This window comes from Corynebacterium sp. MSK047, from assembly GCF_030232285.1.
Classification (GTDB): Bacteria; Actinomycetota; Actinomycetes; order Mycobacteriales; family Mycobacteriaceae; genus Corynebacterium; species Corynebacterium jeikeium_D.
Map to the genome: position 1 here is coordinate 1 of NZ_JASPJI010000028.1, position 26,860 is coordinate 26,860.

Consider the following 26,860-nt stretch of genomic DNA (forward strand, 5'->3'; position numbering starts at 1 on the left):
CACTACATCTTGCGGTGCTTGATCCACTCCGGACAGCTGCAGGGGAAGATCAACGCACTCTAAAAACGGAAGAGCCGCCAAACCGCTCCGAGTGCACTGGCCGGATTTCGGGCTCGATATCGGTCTCGCCTTCTCGCAATGGAATGAACAGCGAGTAGACCGTATTAGCCAACGAGTCTCGCTCGGCCTGTTCGTCATTCTTGCTGCTCAGGTAAATCTCCTCATGCTGCTCTTCGGTCAGCATTAGTTGTGTGGCATTGCACTGCGGATCGCAATCCACATAGAGTACTCGTTTATCCTGACGAGCAAAATAGTGGGCGACATTGGTGGAAAGAGTGGTCTTCCCCACCCCACCCTTGTTGTTGAAGAAACTGAGTGTCCGCATCGGGCTTCCTATTTACGTAAAAACAGTCTCCCGATTGTATAAGACCTGAAGCCCACTCAAGTAACCTCACAGTGACAGGTCACACCCGACCATACAAGTGTTCCACCTCAGCCCCATACCCCCCTTACCTTTGCACGTCGAAACTCTCAATCACGACATCATCAGCACCGTCTTCGCCCTTGAGGTACACACCCCATTCAACGACGCGAGACATGCTCCGCACTGCTTCGTGCGGCGAATTGAAGGCAAGTGCCAGACCAACCTCGCCCCTATCCCAACGCGGCGGCGTATAAGTACCGTTTTCTTTACTCTCTCGAATCCAATCTCGATTGCGATCATCAAACGCAGTAATCAGTACTGCACCACGGTTTAGTGCCCTGTCCGGGGACAAATCAAATGGTTCCGGCTGGTCAAATTCTTCGAACGGCGCGCGCAAGTAATTTGAGTAATCGTCCAGATCATTAGTTCGGGGCCTCAACACAGAATGTCCACTAGCGATACTCTGCATGATGTAGGTGTACTTACGGTCAGTACCAGTTATGTCGTGCCGGTTTTCACGACGGCTACGTGCTACGAGAGGAACTGGGAATGGAATTCCAGGAACCTCAACGGTATCGGCATTTTTCGACAACAGCGGCAGCAAAACCGCAACTTCTCTGAAGTCCGATTCATCTACACTTGCATGCCTACCATCGCCCATCAGCCCACGCAAATACTTAATGTGCGGATTGACAATGTTCTCCTTGTATTTGGAGCCCTCATACCACTTCATCGTGTCAAGAAGTTTCACAAATTTATCGGCTGGCATAGTACCCGCATAGAATTTCCTGTTACCAGCAGCAGCAAACAGATTTCCTGAACGGATACCTTCAAGTCGGAAGTAGGCCATTTTCACGATTTCAGGACGTAGAGCCTTCATCAGCGGAATGCCTACATTAATGAAGTTCTGCGCCAGAACATCACGATCCTTCGAGTCAGGGATGGAGTTAAGTTCCACTACATTTGGAGCTGCTGCGCTCGATCGAATGAAAGCGTTGAACATCTTGTTCGCACTTGTGGGCTTCAGGTCGGGCAATGACTGACGTACTAGTGGGGCGATGCGACTCGGAGTAAGCCGGTTTTCTGAGTCGAGCGGCTCTTTCACATACACCTTGATGTTGTCCCGGAAGACTTCTTCATCGTGCATTGCTGCTTCGAAAAGCTCAACCAGATCCCGTGGAGCATATAGTCGAACCAGGTCCTGATACCCCTTTCGGAATCCGAACCAGCGACCAGTCTGCATCAATGTATCTGCGCTTCCCGCACGACGACGGAAGTATGAAATAGTTAGACCTTCAACGGTATAACCACGGGAGAGCTGAGCTCCACCGACGAGGATTTTCCACACGGGGCCGGCTTCAAAGTTCGGGCTTTCTTTCCCCTTAGTATCGACCTGTAAGATTGGGCTACCCGCAGCTTGTACACCGGTCATCATCTCCGCATACGCCTCATTAATGTAAGGCCGAAGTTCTGCATAGCTACCCGGAATTGCATACGCCTCGTTGTAACGATCGACCTGCATTACCGGTAACAAGTCCCTCTCAAAAAGCCTCTTCATCGAGGCATTAGAGCGGCCCAGGTTGTATGCCCGCTTCTTCCAAATTTCCTCGAGAACCTGTTTTCCATCGGTATGAATATCAGTCCCGACTCCTTCGTGAACAAGCATCGTGTGGTGCTTAAAGGTCAAACCCTTATGCTTCTTCTCTCGGAATTTCTTAATTGCTCCTGTTAGGACAAACATGTCCAGGGCTTCTTCAAGTTCCTTCGCTCTCTCTTCTTCAAAAGAGGCTTCTTCCGAAAAAGACTCACAAGCAGCGAGGTCTCGGATAAAGGCTTTACTTTGAGAGGTTTCGAGAGTGGCTTCTTCAGGGTCGTCTGCGAAATCCATCCGGTCGTGGAACCATTTTGCGCCTCGGTATGCCGGTGGTTCGTTCAGCATCAGAACATAGTGACGCGGGTAGAGGTCGACGGGATCAGACGGGTCGACAAATACATTGGCGAATGGTGTCGCAGTATATCCAACGTACTGTGACCGAGGACAATTACTCAACAGCTCAGTAATTTGTGCGTTAACTGCAGTACGCTCTCGCTCTTCTTCAGCAGTGCGCTTCTTCGGGTTTTTGGTGTTAATCGAGGCCTGGTCGGACTCATCATCAATGACGAGAACTGGAAGATGCAATAAATCGTCGTTCAACCGCGCTGCTCTACGCAGGTCCGAATTGAGGTTTCGGAGGACCGACGCATTCTTCTTCACCACAGCAATTAGACACGGCATATTGTCAAGATTGTCCGGGTGATGGACCGGTTTCGACTTATCCGGACGTTCGATTTCAATAGCGCTCGTGCCAGTGCGCCGATAATCACGCACAGAGGTGGTGACCCGCTTTATGCGCGGAAATCCTTTTTGACCATAGGCCGGACCATGGCTGACAAAGGCACTGCCCTTCTCTTCCCACTCGCGATCCCACTCTTCATCACCGTTGAAGTATGTCTCGTCCTTGCGTTCCTTCGCAGTTAGATCATCCTCGTCCAAGCCGCTGAGAACAGATTCTCGACCACAGAGTTCCTTATCAAGACGCCTTTGGGTCTGTTCACGGAGATTGTCCATGGTGCCGGCGAGAATGATAATAAACCGATAACCTGCATCAATTGCCTTAGCAGCCACCGCGGTGAAGTTTGCAGTTTTGCCACTCTGCACATATCCCACCACTAGGCCACGCGAAGACAAGTAGTGCGGCTGCTTTGGATCCTCGATACGCCGCAATACTTCAGTGGCCTGCGTACCAACGGTGTCAATCGACGCAGCGTCCCAGCCATTTCGACTCAGCACTCGAACGTAGTCATCCCAGTAGTTGGAGTGCTCCTGTGGCCGCTGAGGGGTGTACCACTCTTTGAAGTTTTCTTCGATAATGACTGTCGGATCCGGCTGAGGGAGGCGCTCACGAATCAGCTGAGAAAAATCGCTCAAGTCGAGCTGGTCAATCACCCATTCAATTCGCTCATCACTTTTAGCTGTTGTCTGAGTCGAAGGCTTCAGAACGTCTTCATCGGCATTAATCGCAGCGACGATAAAAGTCATAAGTGGCTGTATTTCTTCATCCGTTGCTTCGCTGATGAAGTTGCGAATCGAAGTCGAATCGACAACCAGTCCTTCCATAAGCACCAAACGCTGCTGCAAGCCCGCATAGAGAACTAGATTCGAGGCGTTAAGCACCTTTGCAATTGATTCTTTAATCTGACTAAAGTCCATGAGTCCTCCGTGGGCTCGACAATACTGCTTCTTAGCTATAAAGGGTTGTTCTGTTCCCGTTGCTCTTCAGCTGCCGTGGCGAGAATCTTCGACCACAACTCAATATTTGCCCGACTCTTCGCCGTTCGCTTAGACGAAGCTGTCTCATTGAAAAGCAAATACACTAATGTTTTTACCAGTGGCGCATCGGTGAAAGTGCGGTTTCCAGCATTTAGCATTTCTCGGTAAAAGCTGTTCAGGTAAACCGTTGACTCAGTAGAGTCAACCGATACAAACTCGCCGACTTCTAAGTCTGCCCATTGCACGTTGACAGGATCTCCGCTTTTCAGCGGAGCATAATCCTCAATCGCTGCCTTGACTGCCGGTGCCAACCCCCGGCCTCCTTCGGCAATTGGTGTGGCCTTGCCAGAGTGCCGATTTGATAGGTGCAAGACTTCAGCGGCATCCGTACAAACGTCCTCAAACGTGTCGCCGGATCCGTCATCTGCCCGCAGAGATTCCACAAACCGGTGGAAGCCTTCATTAAGCCGAACTGCTCCTTTTTGTGGACTAACGACGATATATCGTTCGACAACTCGTGGGTCGTCGATAACTAGCCGCAGCAACTTAAGCTCTTTTCGGGCTTCCCTAAAACCGCTCCATCCGCCCTGAGTAATTAGGCGATTGGCCATGTATACATAAAGCCCCTGATGCCCGAGCTCGTCTCTTCCTTCTAGTAAGAACTGATCTGTCTTAGATCTATTTGTCCAAATGTGAGCTGTTACGCCAGGCGCGCCTTTTTGCCCACCGACTGTGAGAGTCCTCGGGTAGGCCTGGTTGCCTGACTTGCGATACCCGCAGGGGTCTATCGCTTTTATTTCAGGATTCGGCACCGGCTCATCACCATCGTAGATGGTAAACATCTTGATTGTGACTCGGTTTGACTTTAAGTATCGGTGATAACGGATACCAAGATGTTGGCGAATCTTCTCAATAGTCGACGAAAGAAAGGCTAACCCCTCAGTCTCGTCGGCCCCCTGATAGACCGTAGATAAATCGTTCCACACAATGGTTGTACCGTGCTTAAGCCCAACAATCCGATCTCGAAGATTCCAAATTTCAGTCAAGGATTGCTGACGAAGCACGCCGGCTGTGAAGGTCTGCTTCTTCAGCTGGATGCCGTTAGCAAATTGTCCTTTCACGCGAGAAGTAACAGTCACTAGATTGGCATTGGCATACGAACCTTCCTTTAGCCCCATCCCATAGATGCCAATGTTGCTCTTAGCCTTAGCTTCGTGGCCACCGAGACGAAGGACGCGCTTCATTTTGGCAAAGTCCATGCCCACGCCGTCATCATGTACGGCTATCTGAACGAGCCGGAATCCTTCGACATGGAACACGATGCGAATATTCTTCGCTTCAGCATCAATTGAGTTGTCCACCAATTCGTCAAGGCCGGTGCGAATGTCGTGATTAGCGCCCAACGCATGCTGAATCTGCTCTGACGGATCAAGCTGTATTGTCGCCTCAATGTCCGTGTTAACTCCTCGCCCACTCATTTACTTGTGTGACCTCTACTTTCACGCATCCAACCCATCCACAATCCGCACAGTCTCCATAGCAACTCGCACCACTCTCCCAATCAGATCCACGATGTAACGCGGGTTCCCTACCTCGTCAGCCCAATCGTTCGGATCGTTAACGATGCCGGAGGCTTTGTCCTTCTTGACCTGATAACGATCAATCAGCCATGCGACGGCCGAGCGCGAGCCCAACATGTACTCGTCCGCTTCCGCAGGAATACCCGAAATAGTCACGCGCTTGTTGTAAATCAACTTCGTCACGTCATCGACATTCTTACCCGTCTCCGGATCCTTGCGTTTTGCCCACTTCATCTTGAGCACACGCCAGGTCTCCCGGTCAGACTCATCACCCTTAACCTGAATATCCAATGGCCACGGTTCCACAGACTCGTAGCCCACGTGTAGGTCCATCAGCTCTTGGCCCGCAGCAGCATACTTGTCGAACTCCACACGTGTCGACGGCGTCTCGATATGCGGCAGCATTTTCTTCAAATCAGCCGCATACTTCGTGCGATAAGCAGGGTCATGCAACTTGCCATACACAAAGTGGAAAATGTCATCGCCGGTAATGTCCGCACCCAGCGCATCGCGATAAACCTTCTTGATTTCATCGGTGATGTTATCCACGCGCACATAACCGTCGACGATTTCACCAATCTCACCGTAGACACTGGTTTCGCCTCGCTTTACGACGCTGTTCTCACCAAACAGCGCACCATCATCGGCCTCTACAGCGGCCCAAGTGAAGCGAGGGAAGAATTGGCCTGCGTTGCTTCCCCACATTGCCAAGTCAGGAATCAAGTCGGTTGCTATCGCAGAGAACGGCTTCGCACTTCCGGGGTTAACGACGTAGAGCCCGGTGTTTTGGTGCGTTGGGGTCGGGAAAATCGACGGGAGCTGATACTGGCGGTGCATTAACTTGGGATCACGGTAGAGCCGCTGTGGAAAGAACGGCCGATAATAAGCTTTCGTAATGAACTGGCCGTTTAGCTCAATCGACTCATTCCTTTGAGCTCTCCTCTGAAGGATGTCCGACCACTTTATTCCGTCTACAAAATGGGTATTATCTTTTAACCAATCTTTAAATGGTACCGGGTCTTCTTCCAGCTGATAGGCCGATAATGCCTTTTTGTAGGTGCCAAGAAATAGCCGCATGCTATTTTGCAGCTGGTTTTTCGAGGAAGAATAAACCCATGAATCACGACTAGTTGCGATACCCGCCGACAGCTTTCCGAAAATTCTCTGAACTGTCTCGTCTTTACTACCAATCGCAGGCCACGTCGTAAACTTCTCAGAGCGTTGATTCAGCCAATCACCTTCCTTATTCGGGGTAATCGTCTGCCAGCCGACGTTCTCCACCGAAGACGTATCTACGATACGGAGTTTTTCCTCCGCTGCCAGGTAATCTCCAATATCCCTATAGTGCAGAGTAAAATCAGATTTTGCAGCATCCTTAATGCCGATTGTCACAGTCACATTAGTGCGAGATCCGGCTCCAAAAACGTTTCCTCCTTCCATACGACGTTGTTCGCCTGCAGTACGTGCATTTCCACGAAGGTTGAAGACATACAAGTCAGTAAAATCCTCGGCCATGGACAATCGCACGCCGTCACCGGTGTTTCCATCAATCCATCCGCCGTTGGAAACAAACGCAACCACGCCCTGATCACCGATACGGTCAGTGGCCCAGCGGAAAGCGCGCAAATACGAGTCATACAACGAGTTCTTCAGTTGCGCGGTGGACTTCGCGGCGTAGGTCTCCGCAATGCGTTTATCCAGGCTCGGATACTTCAGGTTCGCGTTGAGGTCGTTGGCCGACTTCTGCCCAGCTGAATATGGCGGGTTACCAATCACCACGTTGATTGGCGCATTTTTCTGCCGCTCGATGGTGGCGTTGTTCTCCTGGAAAATATGCAGGTCCGGGATGTCCCCTTCCTCATGTATCTGGAAGGTATCAGCCAGCGCAATGTTAGCGAAGGGAACATACTCTGGTGCTGGTTCACCATTGCGAAGCGCTGCTTCTTCGCGGAGAGCATTGTAGGTGGTCTCGATATTCACGGCAGAAACGTAGTAAGCCAGCAACATAATCTCGGTGGCGAAGAGCTCGTTGGCGTACTTACGTGCAAGGTCGTCCGGTTTGATAAGGCCGGACTGCAGAAGGCGAACCGTAAAGGTCGAGGTGCCGGCGAAAGGATCGAGGATACAGACACCTTCGTCGCTAAGCCCCTTGCCGAAGTGCTTCTTAGACACGTCGTCAGCAGCACGCAGAATGAAGTCGACAATTTCAACTGGGGTGTAGACGATGCCCAATGACTCGGCCTGCTTCTTGAAGGCTTTTTGGAAGAAGCGCTCGTAAAGCTCTTTAATCACCTGCTGTTTACCGGAAGCGGACTTCACCTCCGAGGCTCGAACGCGGACTGACTCGTAGAACTTCTCGAGGGACTCGGTTTCGGTATCAAGATTGGCTTCGGAGAGGGCCCCGACCATCTTCTCCATAACCTGAGCCACGGGGTTATGGGTGATGAAGTCGTGGTTCTCGAAAAGCGCGTTGAAAACCGGAGCTGTAATGAGGTGCTGCGAGAGCATCGAAATAGCATCATCTTCGCTGATACCGTCGTTGAGGTTATTGCGGAGCCCCTCGACAAAGCTATCGAAATCTGCGCGGAGGGTGGCATCGGCACCGTCGACAAGCGCTTTGATGCGCGTAATTTGGTTTTCCGCGATAGTAGCGACGTCGTCCGCCCAATCCTCCCAATATGTGCGGGTGCCGACCTTGTCGACGAGCTTGGTGTAAATCGCTTCTTGCCACTCTTCCAGAGAGAACAGTGCGAGCTGCTGAGTTAGCTCATCGTTATCGGCCCAAGGCTGCGGGTTTTTCACCGACTCGGCTTCGGCCTCGTTAATGGCATCGGTGGGAGAAGCGTTCTCAGAATCGGTGTCGGAGCCAGATTTCTGGGAATCCTTTTTGCCGATGTGGTCGACTTCGATTGGCAACTCTTCAGCAGGATTCGTTTCGTTCAACGCGATGGAATTGACCTTGGCATTGAAGCGGTCATCATGCGCCCGCAATGCATTCAGGATCTGCCAAACGACCTTGAAACGTGCGTTGTCATTGAGCGCCTGTGCTGGCGAAATATCTGGGGCGACTGCGACCGGAAGAATAATGTAGCCGTAATCCTTTCCTTCAGACTTGCGCATGACGCGGCCGACGGACTGCACCACGTCGACCATGGAATTACGCGGGTTGAAGAAAATCACAGCATCCAGCGCCGGGACATCGACACCTTCGGACAGACACCGGGCATTTGTGAGCACGCGGGTGTGCTGGTCAACGGCTGGCGACTCCAACCAGGAAAGCTTGGTGCCACGCTCAAGAGCGTTCATACTGCCGTCGACATGCTGCGCAGAGATGGAAACATCCACGTTGTGCAGAGAGACATCATTGAGAACTGCTTTTTCTTCGAGCAATTCTCGATGCATGTTCACGAGTTGCGGATAGGAATCAGCAATTGCCTGCGATGTCTTGATGTCACGGGCAAACGCCACAGCACGCTGCATAGGTGCGGCATCTTCATCGAAGCCGCCCTTCTTACCCTGCAGAGAACCGGAGCGCTTTGCTAGGCCATTCCATGCACCAATCATTGCCGAAGCCAGAGTAAGATTGATTTGACTGTTCTGGCTGTGAGCCATGGCATCGGCGGCTACGGACTCGTCAACAGTCATGACGAGAACCTTGTAGTCGGTGAGCAGACCTTTTTCTACGGCTTCGCCGAATCCAAGGCGATAGAACTCTGGGCCGTAAATGGCCTCATCATCCATGGAAGCGAGTTCGGCTGAGTGGTCCTGTGCCTTGCCCTTGACTGAATCGTCATACAGACGCGGCGTGGCCGTCATATAGAGGCGCTTATTAGCTTTGATGTAATCGGCATCGTGAATGCGAACGAAATTACTTGCATCTTCACCAGCGAGAGTAATGCCGGTGGTGCGATGTGCCTCGTCGCAAATGACTAGGTCGAAGTCGTCGAGCCCTTGCTGCTGGGCTTCATGAACAGCCGGCAACGACTGATAGGTGGAAAAGACGATGTGGAGCCCCTTGGCCCGCTTGCCGGATTCAAATCGCTGGGCAATTTCAGCGCCGTTGGTTGAGACTGGGACTTCTAGGTCGTAGGTCGCAATATCCTCGGCTTTACGGGAGACCTTCGAGTCAGAACACACAGCAAAAGTGCGCATGTCCAGGCGACCCTGTGCTGTCCATTCCTTGAGAGTTTGCGACAGGAGCGAAATGGATGGCACCAGGAAGAGGATGCGAGCCTTGCCACCGTTTTCCTCAGCTACTCGTTCAGCGAGGCGAAGAGCGGTGAAGGTTTTACCAGTGCCGCAAGCCATGATGAGCTTGCCACGGTCGTGGGTGGCAAATCCAGCCATGGCGCTATCAATAGCTTCTTGCTGGTGTGGGCGGGGCTCGAAGGTTTCGCGCTGGGAGAGATTGATTTGGATTTCGGAGCCGGGGAAAGCGACATCCCAGTTGATCGGGGATTCGGCGATTGCTGCCGTACCGATGCGGCTAGTTGGAATCAGTTGATTAGCTAGAGCTTCTTCCGCGTGCGAGGACCAGTGGTCAGTCGTCGAAATAATGATGCGGCTGCCGAAGTGTTCCGGGCCGGATTCGGTAATAAAGGATCGTCCAGACGCTTCAAAAAATGAATCTAGGTCAGCCTTGGCCAAGCGAGTCGTTGGCATATAGAACTTGCACTGGATGGCTACCCACGTGCCGTCGTCAATGCGACGAGCGACCAAGTCGATGCCGGTGTCCGGCGCTCCCCCGTTGTACTTCCAGTCCGACCAGCGATAGACCTGAACGAACTGAGCTTTCAGAGTTGGGTCGGTGCGGAAATAGTTGACCATGAGCTTCTCGAAAGCGATGCCATACTTCGCCTTCGGCTGATTATCACGGAGTTGCTCAAGGACCTCTGAAAACTTGGACATGCAAGCCATTCTGCACCACGAAACTAATCCCCAAGCGAAAACACCCGAGCCGGGGGTAGCTTACCCTCAATTCCAAGGCCATACCCATAGAAAATAAGAAGTGAGGAGCACATCACTGACGTTTCAAGCCAATAGAGCGACATGTAAGGGTTGAGAGATTACAAAAACAACATCCAAAAATGAAGGCTATCTCCTAAGCGAAGCTTAGAACCATCGCTGCATCTAAAATAAAACCAAACGACTATATCCTTTGAATACAATTACCCAGATAGGGCCAAACACTTTACCTTAATGACACGGCGTTTGATAAGCCCGAAGACGCCAACCCGCTAATACCGCTATAACTTAAGGACTGGAATAGTTTTGAATTGCAATAGCGGGCTATCCCTATAGATCAGAAATCATTTTTTGAACCAACATATGAACCGAAGTAACTCCACCAAGACCATCAAAGTCAGCGAGCTCTTCCGGACATTCCCTCAACTTCGAAGATATATTCGATACCGCTTGAGAAATCCGATTCACACTAATGGGGAGCTGACTAGCATTCCCCTTCTTATAATTGGAGATGTGAGAATCCAACGCAGTCTTGACTTCAGTCTTCGTAGAGATGCCTGAGACTCCTTGAAAGTGAGCCAAAATCCAAAGCTCAAAGTTTGGAACTGACAACGCAATGTAGCGATTCCTGTGCAACTTTGCCCACTCATACAAATCTAGAATTGCTTCGTCTCTCTCGCCTTCGTCACGATCTAAAACCAACCACGCTTCATCACTGGGTTTCAGGCCTTTCTTCTTGATAAATTCCTCAACTTTTGAAATTGCCGCAGATAACAAACCTTGTGGACTCGAATTATTTCCTGGAAACACAACCGGATAAATTTGGTGATTATATGAAGCAATAGAATTGAAGTAGGCCTGTTCAGTTTCCCCTTCAACGCATATGAGGAGAATCTTCTTCTGATCTAAGGAGTTGGCCCCCTCCCTAGCCAGCGGCCGTCGTGGTCGCCGATCCTTATTAATAGACCTAACCACATTTGCCCCCTTTGCCAATTCAATCACGCCCGGCCTTCATCGGATACGCGGAGATTTCGAATATTCGGAATCCCTCCAAACCTTCCTTCGAGATAGCTCTTACGCAAATCACGATCTTTACGTATCCCCTTAAAGTCAACTAAAGATACAAGACGACTGCTCCCCAATCGACTCTTCTCCATAATCCAAATTTCATCTTTCCGGAAAACATCCAGGTCCATTAATAACAAATCGTGAGTAGTAAACAATAATTGCGCCCGGGTTTCCTCATTACACCTAGACAGAAAACTCTCAAGGATGTTAAGAGTCAGAAGCGTATGGAAACTCCGATCTATCTCATCGATTACCACAATTGGCGGATTCTCACGCTGTGCCAACGCCCAGATCAGGGGATAAATTGCGCCAACCGCTTTGGTTCCGTCGGATTCCTCGCTCCAATTAAAAGGCATGGATGCCCCTTGCCCGGAATGGAGTAGTAAAACCTTCTGGATTTTAATTTCCCCATCCAGGTTTACCGCCTCATATCGCACTCCATCCTGCTCAAAGGTAATTATTTTCCCCGAAGAATCCAAGTCATTTACAATGACACGCCTTTTTTCATCTGGGAGGCTAATATCATCCAATTCGACAGGAACTCGTTTAATATCTTCGATTCCCGCTCCAATATTTTTCATAAAGTCAATACCGGTCTTGGGAAGTGGGACGTATCGATTTTCGGTCAAGAAGCCCGCATATATAGTTACAAGTCGGTTAATCCATTTCCTGAGTGCTAATACATCCCGAATCCCCTGTGTATTGACTTTCTTAAATTGCGCTAACGCAGTCGCAGCCGGAATTTTATGGTCAACAGATGACAAGAAATCGCGAATTTCTCGAGAACCAAACACCTCACCAAGCCGTAGATTTTCTCCTTGTCGCTCGAATACTAATACTTCATCCCGCGAACGTATCTTGACCAACGATTCATCGACAATCATGTCTCGATTATAAGAAATTGTGTATTCATAAATCTGTTCATCTTGAATAAACAAAATCCTAAAGATCGTTGGCCAGGTGCTATATTGTTCGTCTAATTTATATGGTTCATAGGGGAGCCCTGAATCATCTGTGATTGGATTACTTAGAATTCTCCGTAAGGTTGCAAGTGCTGATACAAGGTTTGATTTTCCAGAGGCATTTGCCCCGTACAACCCTGCGACAGGCAAAACTCTTATATTGTATTTTGATTTAACACGTGGTATACGCTGCTTATGCCTTTGTTCTCTTGAAGCAGCCATCGTTAAAATCGTTTCTTCCGAGAAAGATTTATAGTTCGTAACGCCAAATTCGAGCAGCATGGTTTTATCCAATCTCAGGTTTGTAATAACTAGAAACTACGCGCACACATCGTTATTTCATCTTGTCAAAAATATCTGAGAAGTTTATGTGTGTCGGTTCGACCCTATAGTTCAACTACAATGAAGTTAACTCATTACCTTAATTCCGACTCAAGTCCCCAACAACCCCAACGTGCCCCGCAGCGTCAGACACCGCGTCCACACTCTTCACAGCAGAGTCAGACCCCCAGCGCTCGTCAGGCAGAGCACTGATGCCCTTCTTACCGAAGCCGTCAGTGCCCACAACAACGTGCCCAGCCACGTCATCACCAGCACCAAAGCCCTCAGCCAGCGCCACAGCCAGATCCGCCACCAGGCCAGCGCCAAACTCCGGGTCCTCGCCCTTATCAATCGCAGCGCGCGAGACAGTGCCGTGATTACCAACAATCACAATGCCAGCAGCCGGGCGCAGAGTCCCCTCGTCATACTCGACAAAACCAGCACCCTTAAGGGCCTCTAGCAGCAGCTTGCGGTCAGCAGCGGAAGCCCGCTCTCCCCCATCCTTATCCAGCTCCAACACCGGAGCCAATGCCTGGCCAGCCTGACGGCCCGGCTCACGGCGCTCCGGATCCAGCTGCACATCAGCCGGCAGCGAGGTAGAAACCGTGTCCTTCAGCTCGTCTGCACCAGCGGATGAGAGGAACTTATCGGTCAGCTTCAGCACACCAGCATCCGGAGCACCAGCGGCACGCAGGGTCTCGGAAACCCCTGCCAGCTGCTCATCCGTGGCATCAGGAGTGGCGACAACAAGGACCGGCACGTCCTTCAAAGAGTCCTTAACGATCTCCCCGACGATGGGCTCGATGATGCGGTTGGCTTCATCGGCACGCGCTTGCTGGGCGTCAGCACGGGCAACGGCGGCATCGCGCTCAGAGGCGGCACCAGTGCCGAAATCAATGCCAGCACCAGCGGGGTTCAGCACATAAGCACCCAGCGCAGCACCTGCCGCAACACCGAGGGCAGCACCTGTCACACCGGCTGTAAATTTTCCGCTCCTGCGCTTCTTCGCCATCGCCTGTCCCTTTTCCTTTCGCCGGCGCCTCAATCAGCTCTGACAGCCGAAAACTTTTAGGCGCTCATAGTGCTCGAATACCGCTAAAACTACTTAAACAGCCCCTGGAACCACAGTGCGATGGAGTTCCAGGTATCAATCAGATTCTCGCTGACAGAACCATCGCCGGAGGTACCAGCAATAGCGAAGATCACCGCAACGGCGACAAAGATAGCCAGGATTGCCCAGGCCACACCGAAACCACGGCTGTTTACCTGGTAGAGGTCGGCGACCATGCGACCGTCGACAAGCTTCTCCCCGACCTTCAAACGCGACAGCAACGCCGACGGCACGCCGCTCTGATTCTCAGCGTGGTAGATGCTGTCGATGTTCTGCGGGGCGCCGACGGAGACGACCATGTCGGCCTCGTGATGCGCGGCGAATACCAGCGCCAGGTCAGTGGCGGAATCGGACAGCGCCGGGAAGGTCATGGCACCAATGCCGAGGTCCTGGATGCGCTCCAGGCCCACCGCGTGACCGTCCGGGTCGGCAGGCAGAATCACGCAACCAGCGGACCGCAGTGCCTCGGAGTTGATGTTCTCCGGATCGCCGATGATGTAGTCCGGCTCGTACTTCAGGTCGAAGAGCGTGTCGGCGCCTGCATCGACGCCAATCAGCAGCGGTTCGTACTCGCGGATGAAATTCTTCAGATCTTCCAGTGTCTTGCGGTGTCCCTCACCGGGGCTGACCACAACGACCTTGCGGCCGTGCAGTGGCTCTGTCTCGTCCGGAATGCCCAAGCCATCGATGTAGAGCGGAGACTCGGTCTTGGCGAACTCCACCAAGTTGCCGGAGAGCGCCTCCAAGCGGTCGACCATACTGGTGCGCCCCTCATCGAAGGCGCGCTCGAGCTCGTCCTGGTCGACCTCGTCGCCCTGCCCAATCAGGCGGTCACCGTGGTAGAGCTTGCCGTCGTCAAGCCTGCCGTTTTTGCCGTCCTTGAGCTTCTCAAAGACCTCGTCGCCGACGTTCTGCACCATTTCGATGTCGGCGTCGCGCATCATCTGCGGGCCGTAATTCGGCACAAAACCCGTGGTAAAGGCGCCGGTGTTCACCACTGCGGCGACCTTGGCATCAATCAACTGCTGTGCCAGTGGACGCGAGATATCCGGCGCATCGATCACCACGATGTCGCCTTCGCCCATGCGCTTCAGCGCACGCTCCAGGCGGGAACCGTCCCGCACGGTCCCCGAAATGCCAGGAAGATCTTTTTCGTTCCGAGAGAACAGACTCATGGCACTTAGTGAAACATAAGAGCAGCTACTTGGCCGCGAAGGCGCGCCGAGCTTGATCCAGAAGATCTTGCGCATGCGCGCGTCCGGAGTCCGAATCGTCCAAGCCCGCCATCATCCGCGCGAGCTCGTCAATCCGCTCCTCATCGCCCAAGCTCGTCACCTTCGACGACACCGCGCCCGAACGCGCATCCTTGCTGACCACCAAGTGGGTATCCGCAAACGCCGCCACCTGAGGCAAGTGCGTGACGACGATCACCTGGTTATTCACCGCCAACTGCTTCAGGCGCTTGCCAATCTCCACAGCCGCGCGCCCACCAACACCGGCATCGACCTCATCGAAAACCATCGTGTGTCCGGCCTGTCCTTCGGCGAGGACAACTTCCAATGCCAGCATGATGCGGGAGAGCTCACCGCCGGATGCGGAGGAGGCCAGTGGACGCGGCTCGGCACCTTCGTGGGCGCGGAGCTTGAACTCGATGTTGTCCACGCCAGCGGGGCCAAAGGTGTCTGCCTTGGCGATCTCCACCACCAGAGACGTGTGTGGCATGGCCAGGCCCTTGAGCTCCTTGGTCACGGCCTGTTCCAGGTGCTTTGCGGCCTTTGCGCGGGCCTTGGAGAGCTTCCGCGCGGTCGTGCCGAGCTTCTTCTCCGCGGTCTTAATCTCCGCGGTGAGCTTGTCCAGCGCTTCGCCGGAGACATCCAGCGTGGCGAGCTTGCGCTCCGCCTTATCCCGCCAGGCCAAGACACCTGCGATGTCCGGGGCGTACTTGCGGGTGAGGTTCTTGATCTCCACCTGGCGCTGCATGAGCTTGTCCAAGGACTCGGTTTCCTCCGGCAGGCCGGAGAGAAACGCGCCGAGGCCAGCGGAGATCTCGGAGAGCTGGCTGGTCAGTTCATTGAGTTGGTTGGAAAACTCGGTGAGTTCTTCGTCGTCTGCGGCAGCGAGCTCATTCGCGGCGGCGCCGAGGAGTTCGGCGGCACCGGAGTCTCCGGTGGCGGCATCCATGCCGGTCGTGCTCACGGCGGCGGCGCCATCGATGGCGGCCAGCGCCACGGCTGCTGCATCGCGGAGGCCGTCCAGATCCTGCATGCGGCGGATCTGGGAGGCCAGGTCCTGGTCTTCGTCCGGTTCGGGTGAGACTGCGTCGATTTCTTCGATGGCGAAGCTGAGCTGGTCGGCACGCATGGCCAGCTCGCGGCGCTTGGAGGTCTTCTCTTCCAGTTCCTTGACCAGGGCGCGCCAGTGCGCGCGCTGCTGCCGGTAGGTTTCCAGCGTTGGTGCGATGGTGTCGGCATCCATGCGGTCGATGGCCGCACGCTGCTCATCAGCGCTTTGCAGACGCAGCTGATCGTTCTGGCCATGAATGGCAATCAGGCGGGTAGAGACATCCGCCAGTGCCGCAGCCGACGCACTGCGACCGCCAACCCACGCCCGGGAGCGTCCCTTCGCGGAGACCTGACGGGCAAGCAGGTACTCATCATTCTCATCGCGCTCGCCGCCGAGCTCAGCGACCACAGCATCGATGGTGGCCGACTCGTCCTCAGAGAGGTGCTCGGTGGACACGCGACCTTCCACCAACGCCTTGTCTGCGCCGGTGCGCACGCGACCGGCGTCGGCACGCGCGCCACAGAGCAACTTGAGGCTGGTGACCACCATGGTCTTACCCGCACCGGTTTCACCTGTCAGTACGGTCAGGCCTGGGCTGAATTCAAGCGTCGCGTCCGGGATAACGCCGAGGTCGCGGATGGAAATCTCAGTCAGCATGGCGCCTGCAATCAGTCCTTCCCTTGAAGTGTGGGGTCTTGTCTGCCGTGTTTAGGGGCTATTGCGCCTCGGCGGGGCCGCGCCACCCGGACGTCGGCAAGCGGAACTTGTGCACCAGACGATCGGCGAACGGCTGATCGTCCAGACGCACCCAGCGCACCGGCTGCGCGCCGCGCTCGATTTCGATGCGGCTGCCCGGCGGCATAGTGATGTTGCGGAAGCCGTCGAGCACCGCGACCGCCTCGGCGGTGTCGTGGTTGGTCTCAATGGCGATGATCGAATGCGGTGAGATTACCAGCGGGCGGGAGAACAGCGCGTGGGCGTTGTTGGGGACGACCAGCATGGCGTCGAGCTCTGGCCAGAGTACGGGGCCACCTGCGGAAAAGGCATACGCGGTGGAGCCGGTTGGCGTGGAAATCAGCACACCGTCGCAGCCGTAGGAGCTCACCGGGCGACCATCGACTTCCAAGATGACATCCAGCACGCCACGGCGGTTGACGTTTTCGATGCTGACTTCGTTCAGCGCCCACCCGGAGCCGATCACGCGGCCGGTGGTGTCACGGACGGTGGCGCGAATGGTCATGCGATCCTCGATACGCCAGGAACGCTTGATGACGCGGCTAATCGCCTCCGTCATGGACTCCTGCTCCCACTCGGCGAGGAAGCCCACGTGCCCCATGTTGATGCCGAGCACCGGCAGGTCAGCCGAGTGTGCAATGTCTGCGGCGCGCAGGAAGGTACCGTCGCCGCCAAGGACGAGGACGAGTTCGCATCCCGACGCCGCCTGCGGGGAATGCCAGTAACGCGGGTACTTGCCGAGTGTTGGGTGCGCGGCCAGCGCCTCCGGGTTCTTACCGGCCAGCACGCGGATATCGATACCCGCGGCCTCGAGCAGCTCGGCAGCCTCGGCGGCCATTTCCAGGTTGGCGCTGCGGCCGGTGTGCGGGACCAGCAGGATCTCGCGCTTGCCGGCGCTGGTCTTGGGCTTGCTATCCCGTGAGTGAGTCTTCGCGCTAGTCATTGTGCGGCCCCTCCTCAACGGCCTTGGCAATTGCCGCAGCCATAGCCTCATCACCAATATCGCTGGCGCCGCCGTCTTTCACCAGCCACAGGAAGAACTCCACGTTGCCGCTCGGGCCCGGCAGCGGGCTGGCCACGGCTGCACGGAAGGAGAGGCCCAGAGTGCGGGCGTATTCGGCGACTTCCTGGACAACTTCCTGACGCAGCGCATCGCTGCGCACGACACCACCGGAGCCAAGGCGCTCCTTGCCCACTTCAAACTGCGGCTTGACCATTGGCAGCAGGTCAGCGCCCTCGTCGAGGCAGGAGACAATCGCTGGCAGGACCAGCTTCAAAGAAATAAACGACAGGTCGCCGACCATGACATCGGCCGTGCCCCCGAGAATCTCTGGGGTCAGCGTGCGGACGTTAGTTCGGTCGAGCACAACCACCCGTGGGTCATCCTGCAGGCGCCAAATCAGCTGACCGTAGCCGACATCGACGGCGTATACGGTGTCGACATCGCGGCGCAGGCACACATCGGTGAAGCCGCCCGTGGAGGCACCGGCATCCAGCACCTTTCGGCCCTTCAAGTCCAGGCCCTGTGGCTCGAAAGCCTCCAGCGCCCCGAGCAGCTTGTGCGCCCCGCGCGATGCCCAGTTCTCGTCTTCTTCCAGGCCACTGACGCGAATGGACACGTCGCCTGTCACCGCAGTCGCGGGCTTGGAGGCGACAAAGCCACCGACCTCAACTCGGCCGGCTTTAATCATGTCCACTGCCGCCTCACGGGAGCGAGCAATCTTCCTTCGCACCAGCTCCGCATCGAGCCTGCGCTTAGGAGCTTTCTTTGCCACCGCGTTCACTTTCCTTCCCTGCGTGACGAGCCCAGGGCCTCATACAAAATCTCATGCGCCCGCTCGAACTGCGCAACTCTCTCCTGCGGAGTCGGCGCGGGCGCGGACAGTGCGGCCTCAACCTGCTCGCGCACATCCTCCGGAGTTACCTCGCGCGCGCCGGGCATCGCTGCCGGGCTAGGTGCAGGGCTCGGTACAGATGCGGAACCAGGCTTCGGCCCCGGCACAGGACCAGACCCCTGCCCCTGCCCCGGCTTCGGTGCGACCTCACTCATCGGCTATCACTTCCGCCAGGCAGCCAGCGCCGCCTCAGCAGTCGGGCCCTCCGCGCGGACCTGCGCTACCTCGACTGCGCCAGCACGACCAGCCTCAGAGTTCCACACCACATCCACGACCGTCAGCAGAGCCGCCACCGCAGCCTCCGCAGGATTCGCCAACCGGCGATCTTCCGTGTCACCGCCAGAAAGAACGATGACACCGGCCTCCGCGTCGTCGTAACGCGCGGTGAAACCAGCCTGCGGAGCCGGACGTGCCTGATCCAGCTCACGATTCAGGGCGGTCATGTCAGCACCGATGAGCGTCGGGCGGTGCTCAGGCGGCGCTGCGACGACATCCATATGCGTGGAAACGCCTGTGACCACCATAAACGTGTCCATCTTTGCCGCATTTCCGCCCGCGATGTCGGTGTCCAGGCGATCCCCAATCGCCAGCGGATTCTTCGCGCCAACGCGCTCCGCCGCCTTAATGAACATCGGCGGTTTCGGCTTACCCGCCGACAGCGGCGCCACGCCCGTCGTCGTCGAAATCGCCGCAGCAACCGAACCATTGCCGACCAGGAAACCGCGCTCCGACGGCAACGTCGTATCCAAATTCGACACCAGGTAGCGCGCACCTCGCGACACCGCCAGCGCCGCCTCTGACATCTGCTTCCACGTCATCTCACGGTTAAGCCCCTGGAACACCGCCGCCGGATGGTCATCAGCGGAATCCACGAGGTTGTACCCTGCCTCACGAGCCAACTGCTTAAACGACTCCGCACCCAACACAAAAACGTTCGAGCCCGGCTCAATGACCTCCGCCGCCATCTCAATGGCCGCCTGCGCCGACGTCATCACATCGTCCGCGTGAACGTCATAGCCCAGCCCATTGAGCTGATCCGCCACGGTCTGCGGCGCGCGCGAGGCGTTGTTCGTAATAAACACCATCGGCAGCGCCGCCTCAGTCAGCCCCTCCAGCGCGTTCGGAATCGCCGCGCCGCCCTCGTAAATCGTGCCATCCAGATCCAGCAGAGCGGCATCATAGGAAGAAGCGACAGAAGCCATGTGGGTTCATTTCTCCTTTTACGAAATAAGAACGCTTTACGACGAATTGTAGATGCGCAGCCGGATCGCGCCAGCGGTGGCTGGTTTTTCGAGCCAGGCGGCTGGGCGGCTACTTGCTCAGCTCTTCGATGCGCTCGCGAGCATCGAGCATCTGGTCCACATCGATCTTGGCGCAGCGGGTAAACCACACCTTGGCATCATCTTTACGACCGGCCTCCACCAGCGCATCAGCGTAGGCGTAGAACAGACGAGCTGCTTCGAAGTCCTCGCGATCCGGGTTCAGATCCTGAGTCTCCAGCTCAACCAGAGCCTCATCAATCTGCCCCATATCGCGGCGAGCACCTGCGGCGACGATAGCCAGCTCAGTCTTGGACTCGTTGTCCAGCTGCTTGGCCTCCTCAGAGCGGGCCAGCTCAATGGCCTTCTCTGGGCGGCCGAGGCCGCGCTCACAGTCCGCCATGACCGCAAGCATGCCCGGGCCACCGGAGATGCGGCGAGCAGCACGCAGCTCCGCCAGGGCTTCCTTCCACTCACCTGCGTGGTAAGCGGCAACACCAGCGGTCTCACGAACGACACCGACGCGACCAGCGCGGTCCTTCGCTGCGCGGGCGTGCTCCAGGGCACGCTGCGGGTCTTCAGCCATCAGGATTGCGGACATGATCATGTGACGAGCGACCTTGTCGGCGTTGTCCTTAGCCAGGCTCTTCAAATCCTGGCGCACGCTCGGGTCGAGCTCATCTGCACGAATGTCATCTGGCAGCTTCGGCTCGTTCTTGCGAGCCTCAATGCGCTCCTCGCGGAAGCCTGGGCGCTGCGGGCCGGTGCGGTGCGTACGCTTCTCATCCTGGAAGCGGCCACCACGATTGGAGCGACGTGGCTTGCCACCACGACGGTCGAAGTTGCGACCTCCCTGGCCACCGCGCCCGCCCGGGCCGCGACGATCATTGCGGTCACCACGGTCGTTCCGGTCAAAGCTGCGCTCGCCACGATCGTTGCGCTCATTACGATCATCTCGATTGTTGCGGTTGTAACCACGACCGCCACGGCCACCGCGCTCATTGCGGTCGCCACGGTTAAAGTCGCGATCATCGCGATCATCACGACGGAAGCCCCGCGAACCACGGGAATCGCGGTTACCGCCATGACCACCGTGACCACCACGGCCACGACCACCTGGGCCACCACCCTGTCCACGACGATCGTTGCGGTTGCGCCCGTTAAAGCCGCCCTCGCCACGACCATGGGAACGGTTAGACCCGCGGTTTCCGCGATTTCCTCGGCCTTCGCCGGAACGAGGACCTTCGTGCTCAGCCATGAAGTCGGAGCTCCTTATATGTAATGAGTAAAAGAATTTATGTGTTTTCAGGCTACCAGTAACCCCGGATTGCCTGGTGGTCTACCTAAAAGACCAAACTTTCATACTACTGCTAAGACCTGCCCACATTCCAGCCCAGCAAACGGGCGGAACCTGTGGCCTTCCCCACTGCCTGGGACAAATCCCAGACAGCCAGGCCAACCCAGTCGTCAGTGGTGAACTGCGCGATAGCGGTGGTTCCCTCGACGCGGAGCTCATGCTCGGCATCCGAAAGCCCGTCTGGCACGGCGAAGTTGGCGCCCAGGGCGTCGTTAAGCAATGCCTTGAGTGCGCGGGCATTGCCCTGTTCAGCGCGATGTGCGGCGCGGCGGAAAATGGTGAGCGCTTCCTTGGCGGCGTCCTCGGGTGTCACGGTGGTGTCGACGGCGAGGTCAAAGAGGCCTTCTTGCTCGAAGGTTGCGGCCTTGGGCGTCTTGGGCTCGGAACTAAGCGCGGCGGGCGCGGTTTTTGTCGGCGCCACATTCGTCTGCGCGCGACTACCCGCGCCAGCGAACCCTGGCCCCTCGGGTACGGCGGTGCCTTTCTGATACGCAGTGGCGGCGGCGCGGGCGCGCTGATCAGCGGCCTCGTTCATGTCGTGGCCGGAGTGCCCCTTAACCCACTCGAGGTGAATATTGCGGCCAACGAGCAGCTGGTCGATGTCCTGCAAAATGTCGACGTTGAGGACAGGTTTACCGTCGCGCTTCTTCCACCCCTTGCGCTTCCATCCCGGCATCCACTTAGTGACGGAGTTAATCACATACTGCGAATCACACAGTACGAAAAGCGGCTCGTCAGGGATGTGCGCGGTGGCGCGGAGCAGCTCGGCAAGAGCGGTGAGCTCGCCGCGGTTATTGGTTCCCTCTTTCCATCCGCCGGCGGCCCAGCAGCTGTCGTCGATATACCAGCACCACCCGGCAGGTCCGGGATTGTGCAGGGCGGAACCGTCAACGGCAGCAGTAATAGTCATGAGGCTAGATTGTATCGGCTGCGTGGGGCCGGCCAGGAATTGCCTTAAGAGCCGTAGCAGGCGACCGGGCCATGCGGGCCCTCGACGATGTCAATCTGAGTGTTGAAGATTGGGCTCAGAACCTCCGAACGCATCAGCTCTGCGGTTGGGCCGTGCTCTACAATCTGGCCATCCTTAACCGCACAGATGTAATCGGCGTAGCGAGCCGCGAAATTGATGTCATGCAACACCACCACCATGGTGCGACCCAAGTCGCGCACTGCAGTGCGCAGGTACGACATGATGTCGACCGAATGAGAAATATCCAGGTTGTTCAACGGCTCGTCGAGAAGCACGTAATCCGTCTCCTGGCAGAGCACCATTGCGACATACGCGCGCTGACGCTGCCCACCGGAGAGCTCGTCGAGGTAGCGGCCCTGGAGCGCCTCAAGATTGAGGAACTCGATGTACTGGGAGATGATGCGCTCGTCCTCAGCGGTCAGGCGCCCCTGGCTGTACGGGAAGCGGCCGAAACTGACCAGCTGGCGCACGGTGAGACGCGTGACGAAGTGGTTGTCCTGGCGCAGAATCGACAGCACCTTCGCCAGATCCTTCGACTTGGTCTTGCCCACGTTGTATGGACCGACGTTGATGTCACCAGAATCGACGGCAAGGAGGCGGCCAATCATAGTCAAGAGCGTGGACTTGCCCGCGCCGTTCGGGCCGATCAGAGCCGTAATTGCGTTGGTTGGAATTTCCAGGTCAACGGGGCCAATTGACACCTCGCTGGTATAGCTCTTGCTTACACTGTCGAGGAGAATCATAGCCGTCCCTTCTTCAAAACGACATAGAGGAAGATCGAACCGCCAACCAGCTCGATGATGATGGACACCACGCCCTGGGCATAGAAAACGTGATTAAGGATGAAATACGCACTGGCCAGCGTGACGTAGCCAATCAGCGCCGCCATCGGCAGCACAAAGCGGTGGTCATAGGTATCCGCGGCCTGGTACGCAATGGTCGCGACCAGGAAGCCGAGGAATGTCATCGGGCCGACCATAGCCGTCGATACTGCCATCAGCACCGACACCGCAACCAGCACAGTAATGGAGCGAACCTGGTAGTTCACACCCAGATTCGTCGCGACCTCACGCCCCAGCGACATGACGTTGAGGGCCCGCGAATGCAACGCGATCACCACGATTGCCGCAATCACCAGCGGAATCGCCACCGGGAAAAACTCCGGGTCCGCGTTGTTGACAGAGCCGAACAGCCGCGCCGTCAGCAGGTCAAAATCCGAAGGCGTCAGCATGCGCTGCATAAATGTCGATACCGAGCCCAGCCCGCCACCGATAACAATGCCCACCAGCAGCATGCTGTGCATATCCGCGCCCTGCCCAGTCAGCAGCCACGCATACAGCACCAGCGACAGCCCCACCATCAGCACGAGCTGCAGCACAAACGCCCCAACCGAGCCGGCATTCATCAGACCCGTCGCCCCGAAGAAGTACACCGCAGCGGTACTGATAGCCACGTACAGCGCTTCAAACCCCATAATCGACGGCGTAATAATTCGGTTATTCGCAATCGACTGGAACGCCACTGTCGCGACGGCATGGCAGCAGGCAACCACAATCATGGCAATGACGGCATCAAGGCGCCGACGCGCAATCAGCCAAAAACCATCCGTCCCGAACGGCAACGGGTTGTCCCACGCGAGCAGGCCCGCCGTAAACAACACTGCCAGACCCGCCAGCACAGCAATGATAATCCAGTACCTGCGCGCCGCGGCGCCCGTGCTAAACGACGTCGTTTGCGGGCCAACCTGGTTGGTTCTAGCTGTAGTTGAACTGAGATTAAGCACGACGTCGCTCCACAATCAGATAGACGAAAATGGCAGCACCCAGGATGCCGAGAATCACCGATACCGGGATCTCAAACGGGGCGATAATGACGCGGCCAATCAGGTCCGCAATCGTCACGGTGCCAATTCCCACCAGGCACACCCATGGCAGATTGGAGCGCAGATCATCGCCACGGAACATGGAGACAATGTTGGGGACAACGAGGCCCAGGAAGGGCAGATTGCCCACCACTACCGTAACCAGGCCCGTTGCAATGGCAATCAGGCCGGTGCCCAGGAACACAATCCGCTTGTAGTTCAGGCCGACGTTGGTGGCGATGTCCTCACCGAGACCCGCGACCGTCAGGCGGTCACTAAATACGAAGACCACGGCGACCACGATGACGACCAGCCACAGGAATTCGTATTGCCCTTTATAAATGGCAGTAAAAGAGCCTGCGAACCACACGCCTAGCGACTGCAGCATGTCCGTCTGCAACGCAAAGAAAGTCGAAATCGAACTGACTACCGCACCCAACATGATGCCCACGATGGGCACAACCAGACTTGACTTCAAAGCGACACGGCGCAAGAACAGGAAGAACACTGCCGTGCCGATGAAAGCGAAGATGATTGCCCCGCCCATCCGGCCAAGCATCGAGGCCGAAGGAAAGAAATACATCACGAAAATCAGGCCGAGACCAGCCCACTCCGTGGTTCCCGTGGTGGTGGGTTCGACGAACTTGTTGCGCGTAAGTAGCTGCATGACCAAGCCACACATCGCCATCGCGGCACCCGAGAGCACTAGTGCAATGGTTCGCGGTATACGCGTAGTGGCGAACATCTCCCAGCCGTCGTCGGCGCCCAGGATGTCGTATTGGCCTACAAACAGCGACATAGCCACCAGGACTGCCACAAAGGCAATCCCGATGGCTAGTCGGGAATCCAGTAACTTCTGCATAGAGTTGGTGAGGTACTCCTGTGACTGGTCAGAGAACTATTAGGCCTGCTCGAAGGCGTCGGCAAGCCCGTTCAGAATCTCCGTGTACGTGATAATGGACTCGTTGGTGTAGGTGTCCTCTGGGGCGTAATAGATCTTGCCCTCCTTGACTGCCTTCACGTTCTTCAGCGGAGCAGCCTCCTCGACCACAGACTGTGCCGAACGGTACTCATCGGTACCGCGGACAGAGGTGCCGGCATCGCGGTCAAGCACCATGATGAAGTCCGGGTTCGCCTCAGCGATGGACTCGGCGGAAATCTCATCACCCTGGTGGTCATCGCTGGCCTTGTCGACCTCCAGCGCCGGCTTCATGCCAATCAGGTCGAACAGCGGGCCGTAGGTACGACCAACAGTCGGAGCAATGTAACCGAGGGTGCCGCCCGACGAGTTAAGTGCCATGACCTTCACGTCCGGGTTGTAAGCCTTGCGGGCGCGCTCCAGAGCCTTGTCAAAGTCAGCGATGAGCTGATCGGCCTCCTTCTCCTTACCGAAGATGGTGCCCAGGCCCTTAGCGTGCCGCTTGAGCTCCTCGTCCAGTGGCTTACCCTCGCGCGGCTCAAACTCCACAATCGCGGAGTTCGGGGCAAGCTTCTTCAGGTCATCGTAGTACTGACCGAAACGCTGACCGTTCACAATCAGGTCCGGGTCAGCAGCAGCAACAATTTCGAGATTCGGCTCGCGGTGATTGCCGATGTCCTGAATGTCAGGGTTGTCCTTGTAGTCAGGAATCGTGAACGGAATCAGCTGCTTCGGAGCTGCCGCCAGCTTAATACCCCACTGGTTGAGCATCTCGAAGGAACGGTTATCCGTGGCGACCACCGAGTCAAGTTCAGCCGGTACGGTCTGCTCGCCGTGGTTGTCAGTAACGGTAATAGTTGCCTCGTTACCTGCAGCTGCAGACTTATCCTCGTTGCCGGCATCGGCAGAACATGCGCCAAGAAGAAGTCCAAGGCTGGCAACAGATGCGGCTACGATATTGCGAATACGGCCGGAGTTAGAACGCGCCACTTAAAGGCATCCCTTCGGTCACAGTAGAATTGTTAAACAAACGCCACTTAGACGCCGTTACCCAATCACTTACTTAGGTAATCATTACCTGCGCAACCTTAGCTTAGGGTGCCCTATTTAACAAGTAAATACGTTATGAAATTACGCAGTATTTAGGGTGGAGTTCTTCTATTTGTTTAGCATTAGCTAATTTGTGCGGGTAAAGGTATGACTGCAGCGTTCGATAACGGGGGTAACTTGGGCCCTACCGAAGGTAGCGTGTGCACTATCGACGCATGTTTGGGCCTAGTTGGGCGTAGTTGGGCCTAGTTGGGGATAAGCTTGCGGCTTTGCTTGTGAGTTGGGGCTGTAGGCGTGATGGAGGGGTTGTGGGCGTGAACGGGGCTGCGGGCGTGGATGGGGGACGCAGATGTGAATGGGGCTGTAGGCGTAAATACGGGCTGCAAAGGTGAAACTGTGTGAGTTTATGACACTTTCAAGCGATTTTTCGCGCTATTTCTGTCATAAACGCAGTCAGTAACTTGAATTAGTCCACAGCCACTGCCATAAAAGCAGCCACTAACTCGCATTGCCCCGCCACTGATAGCCATAGAGGCGTCAGTAACTCGCATTGGGGCAAGCAGCGAAAGGCGAGTACCGGACGATCCGCTGAGCGGGCACGCTTGTATCCATTAATCCGAATACCCTTTTCCCTTAAGTTCCCGAGACACCGGTAAGTACGGCTTCCACTGCCGACCGCCCCCCTGTTGAACCCTGTTTACCGGTGGGTAACAAAAAGTGGGCCGCAGCACCCCCGCCCCACACGGGAACTGGCTACCACGACCCACACAATAAACTTTTTATGCCGGCG

General features: G+C 55.9%; 18 protein-coding genes and 1 pseudogene. All 19 read right to left on the bottom strand.

From position 1 onward, the window contains the following. Window positions 1-76: 76 nt before the first annotated feature. A pseudogene (locus QP981_RS10110) lies at window positions 77-385 on the bottom strand (ParA family protein); the annotation flags it as partial. Between the two features lie 124 nt (window positions 386-509). Then, window positions 510-3,674: a Z1 domain-containing protein gene (locus QP981_RS10115; RefSeq protein ID WP_284857963.1), complete on the bottom strand. Its 3,165-nt coding sequence runs from the start codon at window positions 3,672-3,674 to the stop codon at window positions 510-512. 35 nt (window positions 3,675-3,709) lie between these two features. Then, complete coding sequence (locus QP981_RS10120; protein ID WP_284857962.1) at window positions 3,710-5,212, bottom strand: ATP-binding protein; 1,503 nt, start codon at window positions 5,210-5,212, stop codon at window positions 3,710-3,712. A gap of 21 nt (window positions 5,213-5,233) precedes the next feature. Next, complete coding sequence (locus tag QP981_RS10125) at window positions 5,234-10,222, bottom strand: DEAD/DEAH box helicase (protein ID WP_284857961.1); 4,989 nt, start codon at window positions 10,220-10,222, stop codon at window positions 5,234-5,236. A gap of 387 nt (window positions 10,223-10,609) precedes the next feature. After that, window positions 10,610-11,281: an RloB family protein gene (locus QP981_RS10130; protein WP_284857960.1), complete on the bottom strand. Its 672-nt coding sequence runs from the start codon at window positions 11,279-11,281 to the stop codon at window positions 10,610-10,612. Then, on the bottom strand, window positions 11,278-12,603 hold the full coding sequence (locus QP981_RS10135; RefSeq protein WP_284857959.1) for an AAA family ATPase: 1,326 nt from the start codon (window positions 12,601-12,603) through the stop codon (window positions 11,278-11,280). The genes QP981_RS10130 and QP981_RS10135 overlap by 4 nt, the downstream gene beginning before the upstream one ends. 127 nt (window positions 12,604-12,730) lie before the next feature. Next, window positions 12,731-13,642: a copper transporter gene (locus QP981_RS10140; RefSeq protein ID WP_284857958.1), complete on the bottom strand. Its 912-nt coding sequence runs from the start codon at window positions 13,640-13,642 to the stop codon at window positions 12,731-12,733. 89 nt (window positions 13,643-13,731) lie between these two features. Then, a complete protein-coding gene (steA, locus tag QP981_RS10145) occupies window positions 13,732-14,916 on the bottom strand; it encodes a putative cytokinetic ring protein SteA (RefSeq protein WP_284857957.1) in 1,185 nt (394 codons plus the stop codon). Between the two features lie 25 nt (window positions 14,917-14,941). Next, window positions 14,942-16,681, bottom strand: coding sequence for a DNA repair protein RecN (recN, locus tag QP981_RS10150; protein ID WP_284857956.1), 1,740 nt, complete (start codon window positions 16,679-16,681; stop codon window positions 14,942-14,944). 58 nt (window positions 16,682-16,739) lie between these two features. Then, window positions 16,740-17,702 carry an NAD kinase gene (locus tag QP981_RS10155; RefSeq protein WP_284857955.1) on the bottom strand — a complete coding sequence of 321 codons (963 nt, stop codon included), beginning with the start codon at window positions 17,700-17,702 and terminating at the stop codon, window positions 16,740-16,742. After that, complete coding sequence (locus tag QP981_RS10160) at window positions 17,695-18,534, bottom strand: TlyA family RNA methyltransferase (protein ID WP_070601574.1); 840 nt, start codon at window positions 18,532-18,534, stop codon at window positions 17,695-17,697. The genes QP981_RS10155 and QP981_RS10160 overlap by 8 nt, the downstream gene beginning before the upstream one ends. Before the next feature lie 5 nt (window positions 18,535-18,539). Beyond that, a complete protein-coding gene (locus tag QP981_RS10165) occupies window positions 18,540-18,809 on the bottom strand; it encodes a hypothetical protein (protein WP_284857954.1) in 270 nt (89 codons plus the stop codon). 6 nt (window positions 18,810-18,815) lie between these two features. After that, entirely contained in the window at window positions 18,816-19,856 is a 1,041-nt protein-coding gene (locus QP981_RS10170) for an HAD-IIA family hydrolase (protein WP_284857953.1), read from the bottom strand. 109 nt (window positions 19,857-19,965) lie between these two features. Next, entirely contained in the window at window positions 19,966-21,171 is a 1,206-nt protein-coding gene (locus tag QP981_RS10175; RefSeq protein WP_284857952.1) for a hypothetical protein, read from the bottom strand. 112 nt (window positions 21,172-21,283) lie between these two features. Further along, a complete protein-coding gene (locus tag QP981_RS10180; protein ID WP_284857951.1) occupies window positions 21,284-22,180 on the bottom strand; it encodes an RNase H family protein in 897 nt (298 codons plus the stop codon). 44 nt (window positions 22,181-22,224) lie between these two features. After that, the gene (locus QP981_RS10185; protein WP_049171651.1) at window positions 22,225-22,983 is read right to left on the bottom strand and encodes an iron ABC transporter ATP-binding protein; all 759 of its coding nucleotides are present in this window, start codon (window positions 22,981-22,983) and stop codon (window positions 22,225-22,227) included. After that, on the bottom strand, window positions 22,980-24,023 hold the full coding sequence (locus QP981_RS10190) for an iron chelate uptake ABC transporter family permease subunit (protein ID WP_070767223.1): 1,044 nt from the start codon (window positions 24,021-24,023) through the stop codon (window positions 22,980-22,982). Before QP981_RS10190 ends, QP981_RS10185 begins: the two co-directional genes overlap by 4 nt. Continuing rightward, a complete protein-coding gene (locus tag QP981_RS10195; RefSeq protein WP_284857950.1) occupies window positions 24,016-24,963 on the bottom strand; it encodes an ABC transporter permease in 948 nt (315 codons plus the stop codon). The genes QP981_RS10190 and QP981_RS10195 overlap by 8 nt, the downstream gene beginning before the upstream one ends. Before the next feature lie 39 nt (window positions 24,964-25,002). After that, window positions 25,003-26,010 (bottom strand): siderophore ABC transporter substrate-binding protein, encoded by a 1,008-nt coding sequence (locus QP981_RS10200; RefSeq protein ID WP_284857949.1) that lies wholly within the window; start codon window positions 26,008-26,010, stop codon window positions 25,003-25,005. Window positions 26,011-26,860: the final 850 nt, after the last annotated feature.